This is a genomic window from Streptomyces sp. NPDC050121 (assembly GCF_044460385.1).
Lineage (GTDB): Bacteria > Actinomycetota > Actinomycetes > Streptomycetales > Streptomycetaceae > Streptomyces > Streptomyces soliscabiei.
Genome location: NZ_JBITJV010000015.1, coordinates 127,303 through 151,431 on the forward strand (window position 1 = coordinate 127,303; position 24,129 = coordinate 151,431).

16 protein-coding genes are annotated in these 24,129 nt (G+C 72.9%); 9 read left to right on the forward strand and 7 right to left on the reverse strand.

All coding sequences use genetic code 11. From position 1 onward, the window contains the following. Positions 1–51 precede the first annotated feature (51 nt). The 4 genes from ACIBTS_RS23655 to ACIBTS_RS23670 form a co-directional block, all read right to left on the reverse strand. Positions 52–1,341 (reverse strand): hypothetical protein, encoded by a 1,290-nt coding sequence (locus ACIBTS_RS23655; RefSeq protein WP_399321893.1) that lies wholly within the window; start codon positions 1,339–1,341, stop codon positions 52–54. Positions 1,342–1,356: 15 nt separating this feature from the next. Beyond that, complete coding sequence (locus tag ACIBTS_RS23660; protein ID WP_399321894.1) at positions 1,357–2,715, reverse strand: phosphatase PAP2 family protein; 1,359 nt, start codon at positions 2,713–2,715, stop codon at positions 1,357–1,359. A gap of 202 nt (positions 2,716–2,917) precedes the next feature. Further along, positions 2,918–4,459, reverse strand: a complete 1,542-nt coding sequence (locus ACIBTS_RS23665; RefSeq protein WP_399321896.1) for an alpha/beta hydrolase — start codon at positions 4,457–4,459, stop codon at positions 2,918–2,920. 336 nt (positions 4,460–4,795) lie between these two features. Next, complete coding sequence (locus ACIBTS_RS23670) at positions 4,796–6,148, reverse strand: hypothetical protein (RefSeq protein WP_399321897.1); 1,353 nt, start codon at positions 6,146–6,148, stop codon at positions 4,796–4,798. A gap of 183 nt (positions 6,149–6,331) precedes the next feature. Here ACIBTS_RS23670 and ACIBTS_RS23675 point away from each other — a divergent pair, with 183 nt between their 5' ends. Then, a complete protein-coding gene (locus ACIBTS_RS23675) occupies positions 6,332–9,505 on the forward strand; it encodes an ATP-binding protein (RefSeq protein ID WP_399321899.1) in 3,174 nt (1,057 codons plus the stop codon). Here the strand turns inward: ACIBTS_RS23675 and ACIBTS_RS23680 are convergent. Both ACIBTS_RS23680 and ACIBTS_RS23685 read right to left on the reverse strand, forming a co-directional pair. Continuing rightward, positions 9,483–10,277: an ABC transporter permease gene (locus ACIBTS_RS23680; RefSeq protein ID WP_319676796.1), complete on the reverse strand. Its 795-nt coding sequence runs from the start codon at positions 10,275–10,277 to the stop codon at positions 9,483–9,485. The two genes, ACIBTS_RS23675 and ACIBTS_RS23680, sit on opposite strands and share 23 nt — an antisense overlap. Further along, a complete protein-coding gene (locus ACIBTS_RS23685) occupies positions 10,274–11,320 on the reverse strand; it encodes an ATP-binding cassette domain-containing protein (RefSeq protein WP_399321901.1) in 1,047 nt (348 codons plus the stop codon). Before ACIBTS_RS23685 ends, ACIBTS_RS23680 begins: the two co-directional genes overlap by 4 nt. A 223-nt stretch (positions 11,321–11,543) precedes the next feature. Between ACIBTS_RS23685 and ACIBTS_RS23690 the strand changes: the two genes are divergently transcribed. The 7 genes from ACIBTS_RS23690 (at position 11,544) to ACIBTS_RS23720 (ending at position 21,775) form a co-directional block, all read left to right on the forward strand. Beyond that, positions 11,544–12,221: a HemK2/MTQ2 family protein methyltransferase gene (locus ACIBTS_RS23690; RefSeq protein WP_399321903.1), complete on the forward strand. Its 678-nt coding sequence runs from the start codon at positions 11,544–11,546 to the stop codon at positions 12,219–12,221. Further along, complete coding sequence (locus tag ACIBTS_RS23695) at positions 12,205–12,429, forward strand: CDGSH iron-sulfur domain-containing protein (protein WP_319676793.1); 225 nt, start codon at positions 12,205–12,207, stop codon at positions 12,427–12,429. Before ACIBTS_RS23690 ends, ACIBTS_RS23695 begins: the two co-directional genes overlap by 17 nt. After that, positions 12,426–13,478, forward strand: a complete 1,053-nt coding sequence (locus ACIBTS_RS23700; RefSeq protein ID WP_399321905.1) for an iron-containing redox enzyme family protein — start codon at positions 12,426–12,428, stop codon at positions 13,476–13,478. The genes ACIBTS_RS23695 and ACIBTS_RS23700 overlap by 4 nt, the downstream gene beginning before the upstream one ends. Before the next feature lie 370 nt (positions 13,479–13,848). Then, the gene (locus ACIBTS_RS23705; RefSeq protein WP_399321907.1) at positions 13,849–16,896 is read left to right on the forward strand and encodes an FAD-binding and (Fe-S)-binding domain-containing protein; all 3,048 of its coding nucleotides are present in this window, start codon (positions 13,849–13,851) and stop codon (positions 16,894–16,896) included. A 100-nt stretch (positions 16,897–16,996) separates the two neighbouring features. After that, complete coding sequence (locus ACIBTS_RS23710; RefSeq protein WP_399321909.1) at positions 16,997–18,832, forward strand: thiamine pyrophosphate-requiring protein; 1,836 nt, start codon at positions 16,997–16,999, stop codon at positions 18,830–18,832. Then, on the forward strand, positions 18,829–19,971 hold the full coding sequence (locus tag ACIBTS_RS23715) for an enolase C-terminal domain-like protein (RefSeq protein ID WP_399321911.1): 1,143 nt from the start codon (positions 18,829–18,831) through the stop codon (positions 19,969–19,971). The genes ACIBTS_RS23710 and ACIBTS_RS23715 overlap by 4 nt, the downstream gene beginning before the upstream one ends. 73 nt (positions 19,972–20,044) lie before the next feature. Continuing rightward, positions 20,045–21,775 (forward strand): glycoside hydrolase family 15 protein, encoded by a 1,731-nt coding sequence (locus ACIBTS_RS23720; protein WP_399321912.1) that lies wholly within the window; start codon positions 20,045–20,047, stop codon positions 21,773–21,775. 181 nt (positions 21,776–21,956) lie between these two features. Here the strand turns inward: ACIBTS_RS23720 and ACIBTS_RS23725 are convergent, their stop codons facing one another. Then, on the reverse strand, positions 21,957–22,823 hold the full coding sequence (locus ACIBTS_RS23725; protein WP_399321914.1) for a polysaccharide deacetylase family protein: 867 nt from the start codon (positions 22,821–22,823) through the stop codon (positions 21,957–21,959). A 192-nt stretch (positions 22,824–23,015) separates the two neighbouring features. On the opposite strand from ACIBTS_RS23725, the gene ACIBTS_RS23730 reads away from it, so the two are divergent. Next, on the forward strand, positions 23,016–24,125 hold the full coding sequence (locus ACIBTS_RS23730) for a sugar ABC transporter substrate-binding protein (RefSeq protein WP_399321916.1): 1,110 nt from the start codon (positions 23,016–23,018) through the stop codon (positions 24,123–24,125). Positions 24,126–24,129: the final 4 nt, after the last annotated feature.

Sequence of the window (24,129 nt, forward strand, 5' to 3'; positions counted from 1 at the left end):
TCCGACGGCTCTCGTCCCTCTCAGGGCTCACGGACTCACGGGCTCACAGGCTCAGAGGGGGAGGACGCCGGGGAACACGCCGTGGCCCACGTCGGGTTCGGTGAGGGCGAGCCAGCCGTGGCCGCGGACGCGGGTGGCCGGGCCGACCTGGCCAGGGTCGATGGAGAGGTGGCCGCAGGCGGTCTCGGCGCCGGCCGTTCCCGCGTTGGGCGGGACGTCGTCGGACTCGGCCTCGTACTCCGGGTCGTCCGCCGCGAGGGTCTCCCAGGGCAGCGGGTCGCCCACCCATTCGGGGTCGTCGTAGGCCGTGTACCGGCGGATCACCCGCCCTTCCTCGGCCACCACCCACACGTCGGAGCCACCGGCGTCGTCCAGGAAGAAGAACTGGGCCCGGCCGCAGCGGGCGCTGAGCCGTTCGATCGTCTCGATCATGTCGAACCAGGGTGTGCCGAGGAGGAGGGCGAGCGGGCCGTGTACGAGCCGCCAGCCGTCCAGTTCCGGGGTGATGAAGGCCCGGCCCACGGTGCGGGTGGCGCCGTCGTGGCCGGTGAGGGCGACGGTGTCGTGGCCGCCCTCCATGGCCTCGCGGCCGCCCCGGACGGTGATGGGCCGCCGGTCGTGCAGGCCCAGCACCTCGAACAGTTGCTCGTACGACGCTCCGGGCACGGCCAGCCACCACCCGGCCAGGCCCGGCGACGGAAGGCTCGGTGTCTCGTGCGGGATCTTCACGCGTATCAGCCGCTCGATCGCCGCCTGGTCGCGCCGGTCGAGGGCATCGGCGCCGCCGCCCGCGACCAGCGCCGTCATCGCTCCCCGTCGGGTCCTCGGGGACTCGGCCGGGTCGCGGCGCAGCCTGCGCAGCCGCGGCCGGAAGGAGTCGGCGAGCAGCCGGGCGTACTCCGCGGCCTTGTATTCGTAGACGGCGCGGCCTCGGGAGAAGGCTTCCACCAGGGCCCGCAGCCCGGCATCGGAGTCCACCCGCAGCCTGACCAGACCGGAGAAGCCGTTCCCCCGCAGCCTGCGGTCGGGATCGGCCGCGGCGGCCGCGTACCGGTCGGCCGCACGCTCGTCGAACACGCCCAGGAGCCGGCCCAGTTGCCAGTCCGGCATCTCCCCCTGCCGCCATGCCGTGACGACCGCGTCGAAGGCCGGCGGCCCGCTGCGCGCCAGCACCCGCATCACCGGCTGCAGATCACGCGTGCTCTTTCGGTCGGCGGCGGCGCGCAGCACGGCGGGCAACAGGGCGTCCGGCTGCCGCGTCACCCGGGTCGCGGCGGCCGCGGCACGCGAGGCGTCCGCGCAGAGCAGGTCCTCCATGAGGGATTCGATCTCGATCTCCATGGAGGAGCACGCTACTCACACCGGTTCGGGCTGGGGTTCCGGTTGCCGCGCCAGGGCGGTCCTCGGTTCCCACGCCGTGGTGGTCCGTACATAGCCGTAGACCACCGAGGCCATCGCCAGCAGCAGAAGCGGACCGTAGACCCAGGGGCGGCCGGCCAGCTGCAACGGCAGATAGCGGTACGACAGCAGGAGCGCGGTGAAGACCGTCGTGCCGTACGCGACCAGCCGGATCCCCGAGCGTTCCCAGCCGCGGTCGTACGTGCGCAGTGCTGCCTCGATCGTGAGCGCGAACACCACGCCGGCGAGGAGATCCGCGCCGTAGTGGTAGCCGAATCCCAGCGTCGCGGTCAGCGTGGCGATCAGCCAGACCGCGCCGGCGAAGCGCAGCGCCCTCGGGCCCTTCCGGGAATGGACGAAGATCGTGACGGCCCATGCCGTGTGCAGGCTGGGCATGCAGTTGCGCGGGGTGACCCCGTCGAACGGCATGGCGTGCGGGGCGGTGAGCGGCGGCGCCGTGTCCGGCCACAGATCGGCCGCCGCCCACTGCACGCTGGGGTGCGATTCCGTCCACAGGCTGATCGCCGCCCAGTGCTGGGTGCCGTCGCCGAAGGCGAAGATCGGGCCGACCACCGGGAAGATCATGTAGAAGGCCGGTCCGAGGAGGCCGATCGCCAGGAAGGTGCGCACCAGGTGATGGGTCGGGAAGCGGCGCTCGACCGCCACGTTGCGCAGTTGGTACAGCGCGACGACGACCGCGGCGACGGGAAGCTGGCCGTAGACGAAGTCGAGGATGTTGAAGCCGGTCGCGCCGGTGGCCGTGACGATCCGGCCCATCAGCCACGAGGGGTTGCCGAGCGCGTGATCGGCGGCGGCCACGTACTGGTCGAGCACCATGGGGCGGGTCTTCGAGGTGATGAGCAGCCAGGTGTCCCCGGTCTTGCGGCCGGTCATCAGCAGCAGACCCAGCCCGGCGCCCTTCAGCAGCAGTACCCGTTCCCGGCCGGTGCGGCGCGTGACGGCGAAGACCGCACAGCCGAGAGTCACCCACAGCGCCCCGTTGCCGAAGGGGTGGCCCTCGGTCACCTTGATGTCGGCCGCCCACCGGACAACCACGAAGACGAGGTCGATGCCGATCGCGGCGCCGATCGCGATGAGGCGCTGCCGCCAGGTGAACACCACCAGCATCAACGCCATGCTGGCGTACAGCAGACCGCCCGACTTGGGCGGGAACACCACCTCGCGCACCTGACTGGTGATCGGCCCGCGCACGCCGTAGTGGCGCGCGACGATCTCCAGCGCGAGGAGGAATCCGAGGCCCACCACGCCCACCGCGGTCCCCAGCATCACCCGTGGCTCACGCCACGCGGAGACCATGATTCTGCTCTTTATTCGCGAAAACAACCGCGGTGATATAGATATCAATTAATTGACCATTTTGTGAGAATTTAGCCGACCAGATCACTTATCACGTCAGATGGCATGGCTTTCTGGTGAGGGGCGGGCAAGGGGGTGTTCGTCGCAAGGTCGAACATGCTATCGGCAGTCGCGCCGTGCCCGTAAGGACGGGAAACAACGATCATCGGTTCATTTGCGCGCGGTCGCGGGCGACCGTCAGCGGGGCGGGGCGATAGGGGACATATGCCGCGCCGTCCAGGTCGAGGGCGGTGGCGGCGCGCTGGAGCGCGGCCGGGGTCGCGGCGTCGTCCCAGCGCCCGGTGGTGACCCGGTGCTCCAGGGCGTGCAGGGCGGCCACCGTCTCGGCGGTGGTGAAGGTGCAGTGGCCCTGGCGTTCTACGTACGCCTGGCGCAGCAGCGCGCCGTCGCCGGAGGCCCGCACGCGGGCGGCGAAGCGGTGCTCCTGCTCCACGGGAACCAGGTTGTCGGCGGTGGTGTGGATGTCGAGCAACGGCACGTCGAGGCCCTGGCCCGCAAAGGACGTCCGCCGGGCGGCGCGGACGGCGGCGGGGTCGGCGGTGATCGTGGCGCCCTCGGTCAGCGTGCGCAGGTCGCCGCGCAGGTCGAGGCCGGCCGCCCGGTAGAGGGCGCGCACCTGGGGTGCGTGCGCGGAACCGGCGAGCAGGTCGGCGTAGTCGACGCCCCGGTTGAAGGAGTTGTTGCCGCCGACGGCCTGCTCGACGGCGTACCGGCCGCCCTCGACGAACGTCAGGATGCCCTGCGCGAACCACGCGTACTGCTGCTCCTGCTGACCCGCCCAGTCGGTCGCGGCGGGCCGGGCCTGGCCGGGCGCCCAGGCGGGCAGGTTGAGGAAGGCGGCGGCCAGGGCGATCCGGGCCCGGCCCTGGGCGGTGCTCTGGGAGGCGGTGACCGCCTTGGTGAGCAGGTCGGCGGTGGCGGAGGCCTCGGCGGCGGTGCCGAACCGCACCAGTTTCACGTCCTGGCCGGGCAGCAGCAGGCGGGCGATCGCGTACTCGGCGTCGAGCTGGTAGTTGTCCAGGTCGGTGGCGCCCGCGACCAGGCCGCACTGGCCGAGCGCGCCGTCGATGCGGCCGCCGCCGTCCCGGGCGATCTGCGCGTTGACGAGTCCGCCCATGGACTGGCCCATGGCCAGCGTGCGCCGCGGCTTGCCGATCTTCGCGGCGACGGCGTCGAGCGTGGCGAACTGGTCCCGCTCGGCGCTGTTCAGGGCCCACATCGAGCCGTTGGGGTCGTACGACGACCCGGCCATCGCATAGCCCTCGGCGAGCAGCGCGGTGCGTACGGCGTCGGTGGGGGCGTTCCTGGCGACGGTGGGGCCGAAGCCGTGGCTGAACAGCAGCAGGGTGCCGTTCCACCGCTCGGGGACATCCGCGATCCAGGTGGCGCCGTCGGCGAGGGCGCCGGTGAGATGGCCGTCGACCGAGGAGTCCGCGTGGGCGGCGACCGGCGCCGGGAGCGCGGTGAGCACGGCGGACGCCAGCGTGGTCAGGGCGGCCAGGGCGATGCGCAGACGGGGGCGGATGCGGGGCGAACCGGGAGTGTGGGGGGTGCTGGGGGTGTGGGGAGTGTGGGGGGTGCTGGGGGTGTGGGGAGTGTGGGGGGTGCTGGGGGTGTGGGGAGTGTGGGGGGTGCTGGGGGTGTGGGGGGCGCCGGGGGTGCGGAGGCGGATGCTGGTGTGCATGGGGGGCGGCTCCTCGGACGAGTGGGCGGACGGCCCGCGGCTTGGCCGGAGCCGATGCTCAGTGCACTGAACGACGAAGACACCGAGGAACGTAGGGATAAATTCTTACGACCGTCAAGAGAATGCACAACATCGGGCGTTCGCCGCGGACGGGGCGTGATCGTGCGCGCGGTCGAGCAGACCGCCGCCCGCAAGTAAGGAGCGGCGGACCGTGCCCCCCCTTCACCCACACCCGTGTCTCCGACACCCCCGCGGCCCTCAAGGCCGATCGCGACGGCGGCCGTTACATCGTCGGCCAGGTCGCGGACCTGGGCCCGGTTGCGGGCGTCGCTCCCGTCAGGCGGACGGGTTGACGATCACCTCGGCGGTGTCGTTCCCGGGGTTCGGGTCGAAGCCGACGGACGTGTCGGAGTGGGGGTGGACGGTGACGCGGCCCGTCGCGTCGGGCACGACCCGGTCGATGCGCAGCCGGAACGGGAAGTCGACCTTCAGGCGGGGCTTCGCCCACGTCGGCAGGGTGCAGGCGTAGTGGCCGATGGACGGGTCGTCGCCGGACGTCCAGGCGGTGCGGCAGGTCGCGGGCACGGACGTGGCGGTGGTGCCCGGCGGCAGGTAGTAGTCGATCACCGCGACCGGGTCGCCGGAGGCGACGTTGCCGACCCAGGCCGGGCCGCGGTTGACGAAGCGGAAACCGGCGGTGACGGTGTCACCGGCCGCGCCGCTCGCCTTCGTGCCGTGCACGCCGAAGTCGGCGGTGTTGTCGGCGTTGATGTGCCAGGACCTGCCGTTGTCCGAGCTGTCGAGGTCGGTGACGCCGCCGCCGGGCGCCACGTTGTAGTCGAACCGCTCGTACAGCGCGTGGTCGGTGACGGCGAGCCGCAGCGGCTGCGGCAGTTCGACGGTGGCGCCGGGCGCGACGTCGGTGTCGAAGGAGCAGGTCACGTACGTCATCGACGGGTACTGGCTGTCGTCGTCGTTCGGCCCGGTGTAGGTGCACTGCGGGTAGCGGGTGGCGACGTCCAGGCCGTACGTCGCCCACATCTGCACGCTGAAGCCGTGGGCGGTCTCGTTGCCGGTGTTGGTGACGGAGGACGGCACGGTGAGGGTGGTGCCGGGCGCGACGCCGCTGAGGTCCTGCGGGGCGCCGATGCCGAGGTCCGGGCCGGAGCCGACGGTGACGAAGGTCTCCGCGGAGCCCTGCGGGGCGGTGAGCGTGCCGTCGGGGCCGCCGGTGGCCTCGGCGGAGTACTCGATCGCGCCCTGCGCTCCCACGGCGGCGCCGGCGGCGGCCCGCACCTTCAACTGCACCTGCGCGCTGTAGCGGGTGGGCACGTCGCCGGTGTCGCACACGGCGACGGTGCCGGCGTCGTTGGGCGTGCAGTTGTCGGGCCAGGACACGTCGGCGACCCCGGCGAGTCCGGACACGTCGACGGTCAGCCTGCCGCCGGTCACGGTGAAGTTGCCGTTGTCGTGGTAAAGGCCGAGCGCCAGCGACCGGTACTGCGCCGCGCCGCCGTCCGGAGCGACGGTGACCGCGTGCTCGTACGGCGCCTGGATCCACAGCTGATCGGACTGCGGCTCGTCGTCGGCGACGGCGAGCCCACTCCCGAGACCGGCGACGACCAGCGCGCCCACGGCTCCGGCACATGCACCGCGACGCAGCACACGCCCGACGGAGACAGAATTCATGGCATCCCCCAGAGATGACACAGAAGAAACCCCGGCGCGGTGACCGGCGCCGGGCGCGACTTGGACGGGCCGTCGGGCCGAAAGGTTGTGCCCAACCGGCGCGGGACGCCTGGTTCTTACCGACTTCTTGATCACTCGCACACGGGCGGCAGCCCTCGGCGTGGTGCTGGCTAACCTTCAGGCATGACCACCGAGTTGGCGTTGCTGTCCCAAGTCGCCTGTCGTGGGCGGGAGATCACCGCGCCCCGGCTGCGCGGCCTGCTGGCGTTGCTCGCCGCCGACCTGCACGCCGGGTGCAGCACCGGCGTGCTGGTGGAGGGGCTGTGGCCGGACGAGCTGCCGGAGCGGCCGGGCAAGGCGGTGCAGGTTTTGGTGTCGCGGCTCAGGGCGCAGCTGGGCGCCGAGCTGATCGTGAGCACGCCGACGGGGTACCGGCTGGCGCTGGACGAGGCCCAGGTCGACAGCTCCGCGCTGTTGTCGTACGAGGCGGCGAGCGCCGAGCGGGCGCGGGCCGGGGACCACGAGGGCGCCCTGGCGCAGGCCGAGGCGGGCCTGGCGCTGTGGGACGGGAGACTGGGCGCCGGTGCGGGCGAGGACGTGCACGATCCGGTGGTGGCGCTGCGCGCCGGCCGCCGCCGGGCTCATCACGCGCTGGCCCGCTCCCGGGCGCTCGCGCTCGCCCGGGTGGGACGGCGGGCGGAGGCCGCGGCGCCGCTGGCCGAGCTGGCCAGGGAGCTGCCGCGGGACGAGGAGGTGCTGGCGGAGCTGCTTCGTTGCGAGGCCGCGACCGCCGGGCGGCCCGCGGCACTGACCCGGTACGACGCCTACCGCCGAAGGCTGCGCGACGAGCTGGGGACCGACCCGGGGCCCGGCCTCAGGTCCCTGTACCAGGAGTTGCTGCGCGCGGACGCGCCGCCGACCCGGCACGGGGTGCCGCACGAGCCGAACCCGCTGCTGGGGCGGGACGCCGACGTCGCCGCCGTGGGCGGGCTGCTGCGCGGGGCACGGGTGGTCACGGTCGTCGGTCCCGGCGGGCTGGGCAAGACCCGGCTCTCGCACGCGGTGAGCCGGGCGGCCGTGCAGCCCGTGGTGCATTTCGTCACCCTGGCCGGCGTCCTCGCCGACGAGGACGTCGCCGACGAAGTGGCCTCGGCCGTCGGCGCCGGGGAGGCCGGGCGGTTCGCCGGGGGCGGGGACGTGGTCGGCGGCATCGTCGCCGCGCTGGGCGGCGGGCCCGCGCTGCTGGTGCTGGACAACTGCGAGCAGGTGATCGCCGGCGCGGCCGATCTCGTACAGGCGCTGGTGTCGCGGTCGAAGGAGCTGCGGATCCTGGCCACCAGCCGGGCTCCGCTGGGGCTGACCTCGGAGTCGGTGTACGCCCTGCCGGAGCTTTCGCCGGCGACGTCGGTGGAGCTGTTCGTGCAGCGGGCGCGGGCCGCCAGGCCCGGGGTGGACCTGCCGGCCGCCGAGGTGGCCGAGATCTGCCGCCACCTGGACGGGCTGCCGCTGGCCGTCGAACTCGCCGCGGCCCGGGTCCGGGTGCTCTCCGTGGCCGACATCTCGCGCCGGCTGCGGGACCGCTTCGCGCTGCTGCGCGGCGGCGCCCGCGACGCGCCCGAGCGGCACCGCACCCTGCGGGCCGTCGTGGAGTGGAGCTGGAATCTGCTGGAGGCCGACGGTCGGGCCGCGCTACGGGCGTTGTCGGTGTTCCCCGGGGGCTTCACCGAGGACGCGGCGCAGTGCGTCCTCGGCGAGCACGCGGACGCGCTGACGCTGCTGGAACAGCTGGCGGGCCAGTCCCTGGTCAAGGTGGGCGAAAACCCTTCCGGGGTGCGGTTCCACATGCTGGAGACGCTGCGGGAGTTCGGTGCCGCCCGGCGCGCCGAGGCCGGCGAGGAGGAGGCGGTGACCGGCCGGTTCCTCCTGTGGGCCCGGGACTTCGGGCGGGCGCACCACGACGTGCTGTTCGGCGGCGGCCCGCCGCGCCCGTGGACCGGCATCCGGGCCGAGCAGGACAACCTCGTCCTGGCCCTGCGGTACGCGCTGGCCCGCGCCGACGGCCCCACCGTCGCGGCGGTCACCGCGACGCTGGGCTCGCTGTGGGCCACCGGCTCCAACTACGCCCGCCTCGCCGCCCTCGCCGACGAGACCGGCGGCCCGCTGTCCCATTTCCGTCCCGGTCCCGAGGACCCCGAGAACCCGGAGGACCCCGAGTACCTGGCGGACGTCGAGGCGGCCCGTAGTGCGGCGGTGGTGTGCACGGCCAGCCTCTTCATGGGTCGCGGACCCCACGCCGTACGCCATCTCGTCACGCTGCGCCGGCTGCCGCCCGCCCCGCCGGACACGCTGGCGCGGGCGCTGGCCGTCGTGCTGGGCGCCTTCCCCGAGATACGTCCGCCGCGGTACACGCGGCTGCAGGAACTCTGCGACGCCGACGCGCCCATGCTGGCGGGCATGGCGGCGGGCGTCGCCAGTTATGTGTGGGAGGCCGAGCACGAGACGGAACGCGCGCTGGCGTGCGCCCGCCGGATGCTCGACGCGATGGGGCCGCTCGGGAATCCGGCCATGCGGCTGCTCAGCCATGGGCGGATCAGCGAGCTGTGCCTGAAGTCCGGGCGGGGCGCGGAGGCGTACGACCATCTGCGGGCCGCGCTGGGCGCGCTCGACGAGGTCGGCGACTGGTCGGACGCGATCGGCGTGCGCTGGGGGCTGGTGCTCGCCTGTCTGCAGCGCGGGGACGTCGACGAGGCGGAGTACTGGCTGGGCCTCGCGGCCCTGGAACAACAGCCGGAGTCCGCCGAGGCGTTCAGCTCCGAACTGCCGGCCCGCGCGGAGATCGCACTGGCCCGCGGGCTGACCGAGGTCGGGCTCGGGCTGTGGCGCCAGGCGGCGGAGCGGATCCGGCAGGGCAGCCTGCTGTACGCCGACGATCCGTTCGTGGATCCGTGGTCGCTGGAGATCCAGTCGGCCGCGCTGGCGGCGCACGCGCAGTGCGGCCGGCTGGAGCCGGTGGCCGCGCTGGCAGAACAGCTGCGGCAGCGGCTGCTGGGGATGCTGGGCGGCTCCTTCGAGGACGACTCCCCGGCGGAACTTCCGGTGTACGGCACGGTGTTGCTGGCGCTCGGCTTCACCGGGCTGGCCTCGGGCGACCCGGCGGCCGTACGGCTGCTGGCGCTGGCGGAGCGGATGCCGGCGATCCGGGAGTTCCCCACCCTGTCCACGACCCGGGCCCGGGAGGCTGCCGAAAAGGCCGACAGGGCGGCCTACGACGACGCGAGGTCGACGTACGCCACCCTGAGACGGGAGGAGCTGCGGGCGGCCGCACTGCGCGAGCTCAGTGCCGCGGCTCACGGTTGAACTTCGCCTTGGACCACAGGTAGCCCAGCACCGACAGCCCCACGCACCATCCGACGGCCAGCACCGCGTTCCTGGCGCCGATCCCGCTGCCCAGCAGCAGCCCGCGCAGGGTCTCGATGAGGGGCGAGAACGGCTGGTACTCGGCGAACCAGCGGAACCAGCCGGGCATGGCGTCCACCGGCACGAACGCGCTGGACAGGAACGGCAGCATCACCAGCGGCGTCCCGATGTTGCTGGCCCCCTCGGGGTTGGGGCTGATCAGACCGATGCCGACCGCGATCCAGGTCATGGCGAGGCTGACCAGGGCCATCAGGGCGGCTGCCGCGATCCACTCCACCGCGGACGCGTCAGGCCGGAACCCGATGGCCAGTCCGATGCCCAGGACGAGCACCAGGGCCATCATCGTCTGGATGACGCTGCCGATCACATGGCCGATCAGCACGGAGGCCCGGGAGATCGCCATGGTGCGGAACCGGGCCATGATGCCCTCGGTCATGTCGGTGCACACGGCCACCGCGGTGCCGAGCGAGGTCATGGCCACGGTCAGCAGGAGGATGCCGGGGACGAGATAGGCGACGTAGTCGGCGCGGTCGGCGTGACCGCCGTTGATGCCGGCGCTCATCACGTTGCCGAAGACGTAGACGAACAGCAGCAGCAGGATGACCGGGGTGAGCAGGAGGTTCAGGGTGAGGGAGGGGTAGCGGCGGGCGTGCAGGAGGTTGCGCCGCAGCATGGTCAGGTTGTCGCGAAGGGCGTACGACGGGGTGCTCATCGGGCGGTCTCCTTTTCGGCGGTCTTGCCTGCGGTCTGCTTGGCGGTCTTCTCGCCGGTCTGCCCGGCGGTCTTCTCGGCGGGGTCGGTGGCGGGGGCGGTGGCCGTGGCGGGGGCGCCGGTCAGGGCGAAGAACACGTCGTCCAGGTCGGGGGTGTGCACGGACAGCTCGTCGGCCTCGATGCCGGCGGAGTCGAGCCAGTCGAGGATGGCGCGCAGTTCGCGCTGGCTGCCGTCGCTGGGGATCTGCAGGGTGAGCGCCTCGTCGTCGCAGGTCGTCTCGCGCAGCGCGGTCGCGGCGCGGCCGTACGCGTCCGGGTCGGAGAAGCGCAGCCGCACATGCCCGCCGGGGACGAGCCGCTTGAGCTCCTCGGCGCTGCCCTCGGCGACGATCCTGCCGCCGTTGAGCACCGCGATGCGGTCGGCGAGCTGGTCGGCCTCCTCCAGGTACTGGGTGGTGAGGAAGACGGTGACGCCGCCGGAGACCAGCTCGCGGATGATCTGCCACATGGTGTGCCGGGAGCGGGGGTCCAGGCCGGTGGTGGGCTCGTCGAGGAAGATGATCCGCGGGCTGCCGACCAGGGTCATCGCGATGTCGAGGCGGCGTTTCATGCCGCCGGAGTAGGTGGAGGCGGGCTTCTTCGCCGCCTCGACCAGGTCGAACCGCTCCAGCAGTTCGGCGGTCACCCGTCGCCCCTCGCTCCTGGAGAGGTGGTGCAGGTCGGCCATCAGCAGCATGTTCTCCTCGCCGGTGATCAGCCCGTCCACGGCGGAGAACTGGCCGGTGACGCCGATGGCGGCGCGCACGGCCTGGGCCTCGCCGGTGACGTCGTGGCCGGCGATCCGCGCCTGTCCGGCGTCGGCGGAGATCAGCGTCGAGAGGATGTTGACCACTGTGGTCTTGCCGGCGCCGTTCGGGCCGAGGAGGGAGAAGATCGTGCCGGCGGGCACCTGGACGTCCATGCCGTCGAGGACGGTCTTGTCCCCGTAGGCCTTTCGCAGCCCGGTGGCCGCGATCGCGGGTTCGTTGTGCGTCGAAGTCATGCCGCAGAGCTTGCGGGCGGAGCGGTTCAGACCGGCTTCAGTCCGGTTTCAGAGCCTGTGTCATATCCCCGGGGAGAGCTCGGAGCGCTGAAACCGGCGGCGGCGGGTCTGAAAACGGCCGCGGCTGTCTCCTCGGCCCTGGCGTCGTTACGTCTGCGGTCCCGGGGTACTCGTGGGGCGCTGCCGGCTCAGCAGCACGTCCCAGAGGAAGGCACAGGCAGCCATGACGGCCGACTCACTCGCCGCCGCACCACGAGTCCGCTGCTGGGTTCCCCGGGGCGTCTATCCTCCGCAGGCCGACACGCGGCTCCTGGAGGGTGCGTTGCGCCGCGAGAGGATCACGGGCGAGACGGACGTGCTGGACCTCGGCACCGGAAGCGGACTGCTCGCGGTGGAGGCGGCCCGGCTCGGCGGCCGGGTCACCGCGGTCGACATCTCCTGGCGGGCGATCGCCGCGGCCTGGCTGAACGCCCTGTTGAACGGACAGTTCCTGCGGGTGCGCCACGGCGACCTCGCGGCGGCCGTGCCCGGCCGCCGTTTCGACCTGGTGACCGCCAACCCGCCCTATGTGCCCGCGCCGGGCCCCACGCCGCCCCGGGGGCCCGCCAGGGCGTGGGACGCCGGCCGGGACGGCCGCCTGCTGATCGACCGCATCTGCGACACCGCGCCGACGGTGCTGCGTCCGACGGGCACGCTGCTGATCGTGCACTCGCATCTGTGCGGCATCGACGCCACGCTGACCCGTCTGGAGAAGGCGGGGCTGCGCGCGGAGGTCGTCGACCGGGCCAGGCTGCCCTTCGGCCGGGTGCTGCGGTCACGGCTCGCCTGGCTGCGCGAGCAGGGGCTGACGGCCGACGGGACGACGGAGGAGCTGGTGGTGATCCGTGCCGCACACCCCTGAACGCCCCCACCGCGTCCGTGTCCGCGTCCAGCGCGACGGGCCCCTGCTGATCGAGGGGCCGGTCGAGGTGGTGGACGAGCACGGCGAGGTGACGGTCTCGGACCGCTTCACCGTGGCGGTCTGCACCTGTCGCCGCAGCCGCATCTACCCCTGGTGCGACACCAGCCATCGGCGCCGCTGCCGGCCGGAAGAGGGCGACGCCGCATGACCGTCTCTTGGCCCTCGCCCTCTCCCCGTCCCCGCGATCAGCTCCGGCTCCGGCCGCCGCCGCTGCCCGAGCCGCGCGGCCCGCTCTCCGCCGCGGTGACGGCCCTGCTGAGGGGACCGGCCCCCGGCAGCCCGCCCTCCCCCGTCCCGCTGCCCGCAGAGCGTCCCGTCTACGGCGACGACCTGCAGCTCGCCCTCTACGTCCTCTACGAGCTGCACTACCAGGGCTTCCAGGGCGTCCCCGACAGCCTTGAGTGGGACAGCGCGCTGCTGGCCTGCCGCGCTGCGATCGAGGACCGTTTCCTGGCCGCACTGCGCAGGGACGTCCCCATGGACGACGGCACCGACCAGCCGGTGACCGCCGCGCAGGCGCTCGACGAACTCCAGCTCGAACCGGTCGGCGACGCCCCCGGCAGCGTCTCCCACTTCCTCCGGGACGAGGGCAGCCTCGACCAGCTGCGTGAGTACGCGGCCGTGCGCTCGCTGTACCACCTCAAGGAAGCGGACCCGCACGCCTGGGTCCTCCCCCGGCTCCACGGGCGGGCCAAGGCGGCCATGGTCGCCGTGGAGTTCGACGAGTTCGGCGGGGGCCGCGCCGAGCGGATCCACGCGCGGTTGTTCGCCGACCTCATGGAGGACCTGCGGCTCGACGCGACGTACGGGCACTACGTCGACGCGGCGCCGGCCGAGGCGCTCGCCACCGTCAACCTGATGTCCCTGTTCGGTCTGCACCGGGCGCTGCGCGCGGCGCTCGTCGGACACTTCGCCGCCGTCGAGGTGACCTCGTCGCCGGCCTCACGCCGCCTCGCCGAGGCGCTGCGCCGGGTGGGCGCGGGCCCGGCGGCCGTGCGGTTCTACGCCGAGCACGTGGAGGCGGACGCCGTGCACGAACAGATCGTCCGGCACGACGTCGTCGGCGGGCTGCTGGAGGGCGAACCCCACCTGGACGCCGACGTGGTGTTCGGGATCCGCGCGACCGCCCATCTCGACGACCGCCTGGCGGACAGGCTGCTCGGCGCCTGGCGCGCGGGCGCCACGGCGCTGCGTTAGGCAGCCTTGGCCGCCGGGTACTTCTCCTCGTCGTCGCGTCGTCGCGTCGTCCGCCCCCGCGCCCGCGCCGCCGCGCCCGCGGACCACTACCACCCTTGACATCCTCCTCCTCTCAAGAGAGGGGGATTCCAACCCGGTCGGGTTGAGGTTCACGTGCGCTCGAACGGCTGGTGGCCGCTGTCACCCCTCCGGCACCGGCTGATCTCCGGGGGCGGGGAATCCCGCCCTGTCCTGCCGCGATGGAGCGCAACATGGACGCCCGGATCACCACCGCGAAGGAGATCGACTTCTCGGAAAACGCACTCTTGCAGTCCTCCAGGCCGGGTACCCGGGAGCGGCAGTAGCGTCCACGGGAAGGCGGTTTCCTCTGATGAGTCGCAACGGACTGGCCGCGGCACTGGCCGCGGAGGTGGACGCCGAGGTCAGGTTCGACGCGGGCAGCAGGGGCGCGTACGCCACCGACGGCTCCAACTACCGGCAGGTGCCGATCGGCGTCGTGGTGCCGCGCTCGGTGGAGGCAGCGGCGCAGGCCGTGCAGGTGTGCGCCCGTTTCGACGCCCCGGTCCTGTCGCGGGGCGGCGGCACGAGCCTCGCGGGCCAGTCGACGAACACGGCGGTGGTCGTCGACTGGAGCAAGTACTGCGACAGACTGGTTGCCGTCGATCCCGACGCCCGGACCTGCGTGGTCGAGCCGGGCATCGTGCTGGACGCGCTCAACGGACGGCTGTCGGACCACAGACTCCAGTTCGGGCCGAAGCCCTCGACGCACAGCCACTGCGCCCTGGGCGGCATGATCGGCAACAACTCGTGCGGCTCGTCCGCGCAGGCGTACGGCAAGACCGTCGACAACGTGCGCCGCCTGGAGGTGCTCACCTACGACGGCGCCCGCATGTGGGTCGGGCCGACGTCGAAGGCCGAGCGGGCGCGGATCGCCGCCGAGGGCGGCCGCCGCGCCGAGCTGTACGCCGGGCTGGACGGCCTCGTCGCCGAGTACCTGCCCGACATCCGGCGCGGCTACCCGAAGATCCCCCGCCGGGTCTCCGGCTACAACCTCGACTCCCTGCTGCCCGAGAACGGCTTCGACGTGGCCAGGGCGCTGGTCGGCAGCGAGGGCACCCTGGTGACCGTCCTGCACGCCGAGCTCGACCTGGTGCCGGTGCCCGCGTACCAGTCGCTGCTGGTCCTCGGCTACGACGACATCTGCGCCGCCGCCGACGACGTCCCCCGGCTGCTGGAGCACTGCGACCCCGGACAGCTGGAGGCCCTGGACGGGCGGATGGCCCAGCTGATGCGCGAGGAGGGCGCCTATCTGACCTCCCTGGACGCGCTGCCGGACGGCGACAGCTGGCTGATGCTGCAGTTCGGCGGCGACAGCCAGGACGCCGTCGACGAACAGGCGCACGCGCTGCTGCGCGCCCTCGACCGGACCGAGAAGGACGCCGACGTCGCGTTCTCCGACGACCCCGAGCGTGAGCAGCGGATGCTCAAGGCCCGCGAGGCCGGGCTCGGGGTCACCGCCCGGCCGCCCGACGACCGGGAGACCTGGGAGGGCTGGGAGGACTCCGCCGTCCCGCCCGAACGGCTCGGCGACTATCTGCGGGACCTGAAGAAACTGTTCGGGGAGTTCGACTACGACCACCCGTCGCTGTACGGGCACTTCGGGCAGGGCTGCGTCCACACCCGCATCCCGTTCGGGCTGCGGACCGCCGACGGCGTGGCCCACTTCCGGCGCTTCGTGGAGCGGGCCGCCGACCTCGTCGCCTCCTACGGCGGCTCCCTGTCGGGCGAGCACGGCGACGGGCAGTCCCGGGGCGAGCTGCTCACCCGGATGTTCGGCGAGCGGCTGGTCGGCGCGTTCGGCGAGCTGAAGGCACTGTTCGACCCCGGGAACCGGATGAACCCGGGCAAGGTCGTCCACCCCAACCCGGTCGACGGACAGCTGCGCCTCGGACCCTCCTGGCGCCCGGCGACTCCCGCGACGCACTTCGACTTCCCCGAGGACGACCACTCCTTCAACCGGGCGGTGATGCGCTGCGTCGGCATCGGCAACTGCCGCGGCCACTCCGGCGGCGTCATGTGCCCCTCCTACCGGGCCACCAGGGAGGAGGAGCACTCCACCCGCGGCCGGGCCCGGCTGCTGTTCGAGATGCTCGACGGGCACGCCGACTCGGCCGTCACGGACGGCTGGCGCTCCACCGAGGTGCACGACGCGCTCGACCTGTGTCTGGCCTGCAAGGGCTGTAAGTCGGACTGCCCGACCGGCGTCGACATGGCCACCCTCAAGGCGGAGTTCCTCTCCCACCACTACGAGGGCCGGATGCGCCCGGCCGCCCACTACTCCATGGGCCGGCTCCCCCTCTGGGCGCGCCTGTCCCGTCTCGCTCCGGGGCTGGTCAACAGCGCATTGCAGGCACCCGGTCTGGCGCGGGCGGGCAAACGGCTGGCCGGCGTGGACGAGGCCCGGCAGGCGCCCGTGTTCGCCCGTCGCTCGTTCCCGCAGTGGTGGCAGCGGCACGCCTACGCCGAGGAGCCCGACCCGGCCGACCCCCGCACGGTCGTGCTGTGGCCCGACACCTTCACCTCCTACTTCCACCCGTCGATCGCCGTCGCGGCCGTACGCGTCCTGGAGGACGCCGGCTTCCGCGTCGCCGTGCCCACCGAGCCGGTCTGCTGCGGCCTGACCTGGATCTCCACCGGCCAACTGCCCGCCGCGCGCAAGGTGCTGCGCCGCACCCTGCACGTCCTGCGGCCCTACCTGGAGGCGGGCACCCCCGTCATCGGCCTCGAACCGTCCTGCACCGCCGTCTTCCGCTCCGACGCCCCCGAGCTGATGCCCGCCGACCAGGACGTGCAGCGGCTGGCCGGGCAGGTCCGCACCTTCGCCGAACACCTCGTCCAGCACGCGCCCCCCGGCTGGCACCCCCCTCAGCTGGCCCGCCACGCGACCGTGCAGACCCACTGCCACCAGCACGCGATCATGAAGTTCGACGCCGACCGCGAGCTGATGCGCCGCGCCCACCTGAACGCCGACGTCCTCGACGAGGGCTGCTGCGGCCTCGCCGGGAACTTCGGCTTCGAACGCGGCCACCACGAGGTCTCCATGGCCGTCGCCGAGCAGGGCGTCCTGCCCGCCGTCCGCGCGGCGGCCCCCGACAGTCTGCTGCTCGCCGACGGCTTCAGCTGCCGTACCCAGATCGAACAGGGCGGCACCGGACGGCGGGCCCTGCACCTGGCCGAAGCGCTGGCCCTCGGCCTGGACGGCCCGCTCCCGGGCGAGCATCCCGAACGCCTGGCCGTACGCCCCGACCCGCCCTCCCGCGCGGCCCGCTGGGCGACCACCGCGGGCGCCGCCGCCCTCACGTCGGCCGCCGCGACCGTGGCCGGCCGAGCCGCCCTGCGCTCCCTGCACCGCCCCTAGCGCCCGTCGCGCCCGTCGCGCCCCTGGCGAACGCCCCGACCGTCCCGATCGTCCCGAGCGCCCAGAACATCCCGACCGCAACCCGGAAAGGTCTTCGAACATGTCGCAGAAGGTCTCCGACCACATTCTCGAGCGCCTGCGCGAGTGGGGAGTGGAGCATGTCTTCGCCTACCCCGGCGACGGCATCAACGCCCTCCTCGCGGCCTGGGGCCGCGCCGACGACAACCCCCGGTTCATCCAGTCCCGCCACGAGGAGATGTCGGCCTTCGAAGCGGTCGGCTACGCCAAGTTCTCCGGCAGGGTCGGCGTATGCGCCGCCACCTCCGGGCCCGGCGCCATCCACCTCCTCAACGGCCTGTACGACGCCAAGCTCGACCACGTGCCCGTCGTCGCGATCGTCGGGCAGACCAACCGCAGCGCCATGGGCGGCTCCTACCAGCAGGAGGTCGACCTGGTGAGCCTGTACAAGGACGTCGCCTCCGACTTCTGCGAGATGGTCACCGTCCCCGAGCAGCTGCCCAACGTGCTGGACCGGGCGATGCGCACGGCGATGGCCCGCCGCTCGGTCACCGCCGTGATCATCCCCGCCGACGTGCAGGAACTCGACTACTCGCCGCCCGGCCACGCCTTCAAGATGGTCCCCTCCAGCCTCGGCATGCCGCACTACGCGCTCGTGCCGGCCGACGAGGACCTCACGCGCGCCGCCGAGGTCCTGGGCGCGGGCGAGAAGGTCGCCATCCTGATCGGGCAGGGCGCCCGCGGGGCCCGTCAGGAGGTCATGGCGGTCGCCGACCGGCTCGGCGCCGGCGTGGCCAAGGCACTGCTCGGCAAGGACGCCCTGGACGACGACCTGCCGTACGTCACCGGCTCCATCGGCCTGCTGGGCACCCGGCCGTCGTACGAGCTGATGACCGGCTGCGACACCCTCCTCGTCATCGGCTCGTCCTTCCCCTACACCCAGTTCCTGCCGGAGTTCGGGCAGGCGCGGGCCGTGCAGATCGACATCGACCCGCACATGGTCGGCCTGCGCTACCCCTTCGAGGTCAACCTCGTCGGCGACGCCCGCGAGACACTGACCCGCCTGCTGCCCCTCCTCGACGCGGGGCAGGCGGGGGCGAAGGACAAGAGCTGGCGCAAGAAGATCGAGAAGGACACCGCCCGCTGGTGGGAGGTCATGCAGCGGCGCGCCGCCGTCGACGCCGACCCGGTCAACCCCGAGTACGTCGTCCACGAACTGAACGAACTGCTGCCGGAGAACGCGATCCTGTCCTCCGACTCCGGCTCCGCCGCCAACTGGTACGCCCGGCACCTGAAGCTGCGCGGCGCCATGCGCGGTTCGCTGTCCGGCACGCTCGCCACCATGGGGCCCGGGGTGCCGTACGCGATCGGCGCCAAGTTCGCGCACGGCGACCGCCCCGCGATCGCCCTCGTCGGCGACGGGGCGATGCAGATGAACGGCATGGCCGAGCTGATCACCATCGCCAAGTACTACCGGGAGTGGGAGGACCCGAGGCTCGTCGTGGCGGTGCTGAACAACCAGGACCTCAACCAGGTCACCTGGGAGATGCGCGCCATGGAGGGCGCCCCGCAGTTCCTGCCCTCCCAGTCGATCCCCGACATCGCCTACGCCGACGTCGCCCGCCTGTTCGGACTCGGCGGCATCCGGGTCGAGAAGCCCGGCGACGTCGTCGGCGCGTGGGAGGCCGCGCTGGCCGCCGACCGGCCCTGCGTCCTGGACTTCGTGACCGACCCGGCCGTGCCGCCGATCCCGCCGCACGCCACCCTCGACCAGATCGAGGCCGCGGCGACCTCGATCCTCAAGGGCGACAGCGACCGCGCGGACATGGTCCGCCAGGGCTTCAAGGCCAAGGTGCAGGAGTTCCTGCCCGGTCACCGCCACCGCACGGACCGGCCCGGCGCACAGGACGACACATGAGCGACACCCCGGCCGTGGAACGGGTGGGCACCGCCGTCTTCACCGTTCCCACCGACGCCCCCGAGGCGGACGGCACCCTCGCCTGGGACAGCACCACTTTGGTCCTGGCGACCGTCGACTCGGCGGGCGTCACCGGCCTCGGCTACACCTACGCGCCCGCGGCGACGGCCCGCATCGTCGACGACCTGCTCGCCGGCGTCGTCACCGGCTCCCCCGCGCTCGACGTGCCGCGCATGAACGAGGCCATGCACCGCGCGGTCCGCAACGCCGGCCTGCCCGGCGTGGCCGCACAGGCCGTCGCCGCCGTGGACATCGCACTGTGGGACTGCAAGGCGCGCCTGCTCGGCCTGCCCCTCGTCCGCCTGCTGGGCGCGGCCCGCGAGAAGGTGCCGGTCTACGGCAGCGGCGGCTTCACCACCTACGACGACGACCGGCAGGAACGGCAACTGCGCGGCTGGGCCGAGGAGGACGGCATCCCCCGCGTCAAGATCAAGATCGCGGAGTCGTGGGGCACCCGCGAGGACCGCGACCGGCGGCGCGTCGCCCGGGCCCGCGCCGTCATCGGCGACGACACCGAGCTGTACGTCGACGCCAACGGCGGCTACGGCGCCAAGCAGGCCGTGCGGGTGGGGCGGGCGCTCGCCGACGAGGGCGTGACCTGGTTCGAGGAGCCCGTCTCCTCCGACCACCTGACCACCCTCGCCGCGATCCGCGCCCAGGTCCCCCAGGACGTGACGGCCGGCGAGTACGGCTACACCCTGCCCTACTTCGAGCACCTGCTCGCCGCCGGAGCCGTGGACTGCCTCCAGGCCGACGCCCCCCTCCCCCACTGCCTTGAAGGCGTGGGAGGTACCCCCAGCGGCGGCCTCACCGTCTGGCTGCGCGCCGCCGCTCTCGCCCAGGCCCGCGGCCTCCAGATCTCCGGACACTGCGCCCCGCACGCCCACGCGCACGCCGCCGCCGCGGTGCCCAACCTGCGCCACCTGGAGTGGTTCCACGACCACGTCCGCATCGAGCGCATCCTCTTCGACGGCACCCTCACCCCCGACGGCGGCGCCCTCACCCCCGGCGCCGACGCCACCCCCGGCCTCGGCCTCACCCTCGCCCCCCAACGAGCGGAGCCCTACCGGGCGGCCTGACAGCGACACCCTTCCCCGGAAGCCCTGCCCACCAGAACACCGACAGCAGGAGGCAGCGACACTTGTGAAGTCCATGTCCTTCCCGCCGCACGCGCAGCATGACTACGCGCTGCTCGCCGACGGCGAGCGCGGCGCCCTCGTCGGGCCCGACGGGGCCGTGAACTGGCTGTGCGCCCCGACCTGGCACGACGACGCCGTCTTCGCCTCCCTGATCGGCGGCCGCGGCGGCTACGCCGTCACCCCGCGCGGCCGTTACGTCCCCGGCGGCTACTACGAGGAGGGCACGCTGATCTGGCGCAGCCGCTGGGTCACCACCGACGGCGTCGTCGAGTGCCGGGACGCCCTCGCCTTCCCCGGCGAGGCCAACCGGCTGATCCTGCTGCGGCGGCTGAGCGCCGTCGACGCACCGGCCCCCGTCCGCGTCGTCCTCGACCCGCACGGCGACTACGGCCGCGCCCCGACGTCCTTCCCGCACCGCGGCGAGGACGGCGTCTGGCACCTCACCTCGGGCCACCACCGGCTGCGCTGGCAGGGCGCCCGGGAAGCCACCGCCGACGCGGCGGGCCTGACCGTCGACCTGCTGCTCAGGCCCGGCGACACCCGCGACCTCGTCCTGGAGTGCTCCCTCTCCCCGCTGCCCCGTCACCTCCCCCGGGCTAAGGAGGCATGGGCCGCGACCGAGCGGGCCTGGCGCGCGGCGGTGCCCCCGCTGAAGGACACCATCGCCGTCGGCGACGCCCGGCGCGCGTACGCCGTGCTGCGGGGGCTGACCAGCCACGGCGGCGGCATGGTCGCCTCGGCCACCACCAGCCTCCCCGAACGCGCGGAAGCCGGCCGCAACTACGACTACCGGTACGTGTGGATCCGCGACCAGAGCTACGCCGGCCAGGCGGCGGCCGCCGTCGGCGCGCCCGATCTGCTCGACGCGGCCGTCCGGTTCGTCAGCGAGCGGCTCGCCGCGGACGGGACGCGCCTGGCCCCCGCCTACACCGTGCACGGCAACGCGGTGCCGGGCCAGCGGGAGTTGGACCTGCCCGGCTATCCCGGCGGCTTCAGCCGGGTCGGCAACCATGTGTCGGACCAGTTCCAGCTGGACTGCTTCGGGGAGGCGCTGCTGCTGTTCGCCGCCGCGGAGCGCGCGGACCGCCTGGACGCCGACGCCTGGAAGGCCGCGGAACTGGCGGTACGCGCCATCGCCGAACGGTGGCGCGAGCCGGACGCGGGGATCTGGGAGCTGGACGCCCGGCAGTGGACCCACAGCCGCCTCGCCTGCGTCGCCGGGCTGCGCGCCCTGGCCGCCGCGGCGCCCCGCCATCCCCTCGCCGACACCTGCGCCCGGCTCGCCGGCACGCTGCTCGCCGCCGCGTCCGCCGACTGCGTGCACCCCGACGGTCACTGGCAGCGCGCCCCGGACGACCCGTCGGTCGACGCGGCCCTGCTGCTGCCCGCCGTCCGCGGCGCCCTGCCCGCCGACGATCCGCGCACCCGAGCCACCCTCGCCGCCTGCCGCGACCGGCTGGCCGAGGACCACTTCCTCTACCGCTTCCGCCATGACGAACGCCCCCTGGAAGAGGCCGAGGGAGCGTTCCTGCTCTGCGGGTTCGTCATGGCCCTGGCCGAACACCAGCAGGGCCGCGCGGTCGACGCCCACCGCTGGTTCGAACGCGGCCGCGGCGCCTGCGGGGCGTCCGGTCTGTACGCCGAGGAGTTCGACATCGCCCAGCGGCGACTGCGCGGCAACCTCCCGCAGGCCTTCGTCCACGCCCTGCTGCTGGAGACGGCCGCCGGCCTCACCCGGAGCTGACCCCCTCCGGCGTCGGCTCCGGGCCTCGGCGTCGGCTCCGGGCGTCGGCTCCGGTGTCAGAGGACGGGGCCGGGGTCCCCGGGCCGGATGCGCCCCCGCCAGACGCCGGTCTCTCCGCCGCGCTGTTCGATGGGAGCGGGCTCGCCGGGCGGCACTGCGAATGAATCCCGGTAGCCGACGACTACAGGTAGTCCTCCAGGCGGGCGACGGTGAAGCCCTGTTCCTGTATGTGGCGCAGCATGTTGGCCGTCATCTCGGTCATCGTCGTGCCCTTGAGTTCGGACGGGCCGCGGAAGTGGGCGAGGATGATGTCGCCCGGGTGGAGCTTCTTGTCGCCGCGCTGGTACTGCATGTTCGTGATCTGCATGGACTCGCGCCACAGGACGATTTTCTCTATGCCGCAGGATGTCGCGGCGGCACGGGTGTCCTCGTTCCAGTTGCCGTAGGGCGGGCGGAACAGCCGGGGCGCGGTGCCGTACTCGGCCTTCAGTTTCTTCTGCTGGCCGCAGATCTCCGCCTTCTGCGCGGAGGCGCTCAGGGTACGCATGTTCGGGTGGGTCAGCGTGTGGTTCTGTATGGCGTCGCCGAGGCCCTGGAGCGGCTTGAAGTAGCCGTAGTCCGCGCGGATGGCGGCGTCCGTCAGGAACATCGTGAAGGGGATCTTCAGTTCCCGCATCATCGTCACGAACTTCGGGTCCTTCTCGGCCCCGTCGTCGAACGTGAGGAAGACGATCTTCTCCTTGGTGGGTATGTCGCTGATCACCGGCACCCCGCTGCCTGCGGCCGCCTGCACCACCGGCTTGGTCGCGGGCGGGGCGGGCGCCGCCGCCAGCGGCTTGATCCCCCACTTGCGGTAGGCCGCCGCGGTGCCGGCCTGTGCGCCCGCGTCGCCGCGCGGGTGGGCGGACGGTGCGGCGGAGTGCGGGGTGGCGGAAGGCGAGGAGTCCTCGGAGGACGCCTTGGGCGTCGCGGCCGAGCAGCCCGCCGTGAGGACCGTCGTCGTGAGGAGGAGACAGGCCAGCGCCGCCCTCTTGATTCGCCTGTCCACCGCGTCCCACCCCATGTCCGTCCGTGATCATCAGACCCGTTCCCCCTGCTTGACGGCGAACAGATGTCCGAGGTTCCACCCGGGACGAGGTGGCGAGGGACGCGAGGGTCGCCGTCCGTGGGGCTTGGCTACGCTGGACAGCAGACGTCCGATACGTCATGAAATCGGGCGAAATCTCTAAGGAACCGAAGAATGGGTCTCCGTGGCAGCGTTCCGGCCCTGAGGGGCAGGTCGCTCACCCGTGCCGCCATGGCGATGTCGGTCGCCGCCGGTGTGGCGCTGGCCGGCGCCTGCGGCGGGGGCGGATCGGGCGGCGGCAACAGTCTCGCCGTCGGCCTGCTGCTCCCGGGCGGCGGGGCCTCACGCTTCGGGCAGTTCGACAAGCCCCTGATCGAGCAGCGGCTGAAGGAACTGTGCCCGCACTGCCCGGCGGCGACCTTCGCCGCCACGCCCGACCCGGCGGTCCAGCGGCAGCAGCTCGAATCGATGATCACCAGAGGCGTGGACGTCCTGATCATCGCCGCCGTCGACCCCCAGCTGCTGCGCCCGTCGGTCGAGGCCGCGCACCGGGCCGGCATTCCGGTGGTCGCCTACGACCGGCTCGCGCAGGGGCCGATCTCCGGTTACGTCACCTTCGACGGGGCGAAGATCGGCAGGCTTCAGGGGGAGGCGCTGCTGAAGGGCATGGGCGCGAAGGCGCACGGCGGGCAGATCGTCATGATGAACGGCGCGACCACCGACCCCAACGCCGGCTGGTTCAAGCGGGGGGCGCTCTCCGTCCTCAAGGGCAAGGTGAAGATCGGCAAGTCGTACGACACCGTCGGCTGGCGGCCGGAGAACGCCTTCGTCAACATGAAGAGCGCCGTCGCCGCACTGGGCGCGGGCAACATCGACGGCGTCCTGGCCGCCAACGACAGCCTCGCCGGCGCCGTAGTCTCCGCCCTCAACGCCACCGAGGTCAGGCCGCTGCCCCCGATCACCGGCCAGGACGCCGACCTCGTGGCCGTGCGGCGCATCGTCCGCGGCGACCAGTACATGACCGTCTACAAGCCGTTCAAGCCGGCCGCCGACGCCGCCGCCGAGATGGCCGTCGCCCTGGGGCGCGGCAAGTCGGTCGCGTCCATCGCCCCCGGCACCGTCGACAACGCCACCACCAAGGACATTCCGACGGTCCTGCTCCCGTCGGTGCCGGTGACGGCCACCACCATCAAGGACACTGTGGTGAAGGACGGTATGTACACGATCTCGCGGATCTGCACCCCGCAGCTCAGGTCCGCCTGCGCCAAGGCCGGACTCCTCTGATGAG

What these genes read in the sequence shown, in the direction of transcription:
- ACIBTS_RS23655 (WP_399321893.1), bottom strand. Translation starts at nt 1,341, where the DNA reads ATGGAGATCGAGATCGAATCCCTCATGGAGGACCTGCTCTGCGCGGAC.
- ACIBTS_RS23660 (WP_399321894.1), bottom strand. Translation starts at nt 2,715, where the DNA reads ATGGTCTCCGCGTGGCGTGAGCCACGGGTGATGCTGGGGACCGCGGTG.
- ACIBTS_RS23665 (WP_399321896.1), bottom strand. Translation starts at nt 4,459, where the DNA reads ATGCACACCAGCATCCGCCTCCGCACCCCCGGCGCCCCCCACACCCCC.
- ACIBTS_RS23670 (WP_399321897.1), bottom strand. Translation starts at nt 6,148, where the DNA reads ATGAATTCTGTCTCCGTCGGGCGTGTGCTGCGTCGCGGTGCATGTGCC.
- ACIBTS_RS23675 (WP_399321899.1), top strand. Translation starts at nt 6,332, where the DNA reads ATGACCACCGAGTTGGCGTTGCTGTCCCAAGTCGCCTGTCGTGGGCGG.
- ACIBTS_RS23680 (WP_319676796.1), bottom strand. Translation starts at nt 10,277, where the DNA reads ATGAGCACCCCGTCGTACGCCCTTCGCGACAACCTGACCATGCTGCGG.
- ACIBTS_RS23685 (WP_399321901.1), bottom strand. Translation starts at nt 11,320, where the DNA reads ATGACTTCGACGCACAACGAACCCGCGATCGCGGCCACCGGGCTGCGA.
- ACIBTS_RS23690 (WP_399321903.1), top strand. Translation starts at nt 11,544, where the DNA reads ATGACGGCCGACTCACTCGCCGCCGCACCACGAGTCCGCTGCTGGGTT.
- ACIBTS_RS23700 (WP_399321905.1), top strand. Translation starts at nt 12,426, where the DNA reads ATGACCGTCTCTTGGCCCTCGCCCTCTCCCCGTCCCCGCGATCAGCTC.
- ACIBTS_RS23705 (WP_399321907.1), top strand. Translation starts at nt 13,849, where the DNA reads ATGAGTCGCAACGGACTGGCCGCGGCACTGGCCGCGGAGGTGGACGCC.
- ACIBTS_RS23710 (WP_399321909.1), top strand. Translation starts at nt 16,997, where the DNA reads ATGTCGCAGAAGGTCTCCGACCACATTCTCGAGCGCCTGCGCGAGTGG.
- ACIBTS_RS23715 (WP_399321911.1), top strand. Translation starts at nt 18,829, where the DNA reads ATGAGCGACACCCCGGCCGTGGAACGGGTGGGCACCGCCGTCTTCACC.
- ACIBTS_RS23720 (WP_399321912.1), top strand. Translation starts at nt 20,045, where the DNA reads ATGTCCTTCCCGCCGCACGCGCAGCATGACTACGCGCTGCTCGCCGAC.
- ACIBTS_RS23730 (WP_399321916.1), top strand. Translation starts at nt 23,016, where the DNA reads ATGGGTCTCCGTGGCAGCGTTCCGGCCCTGAGGGGCAGGTCGCTCACC.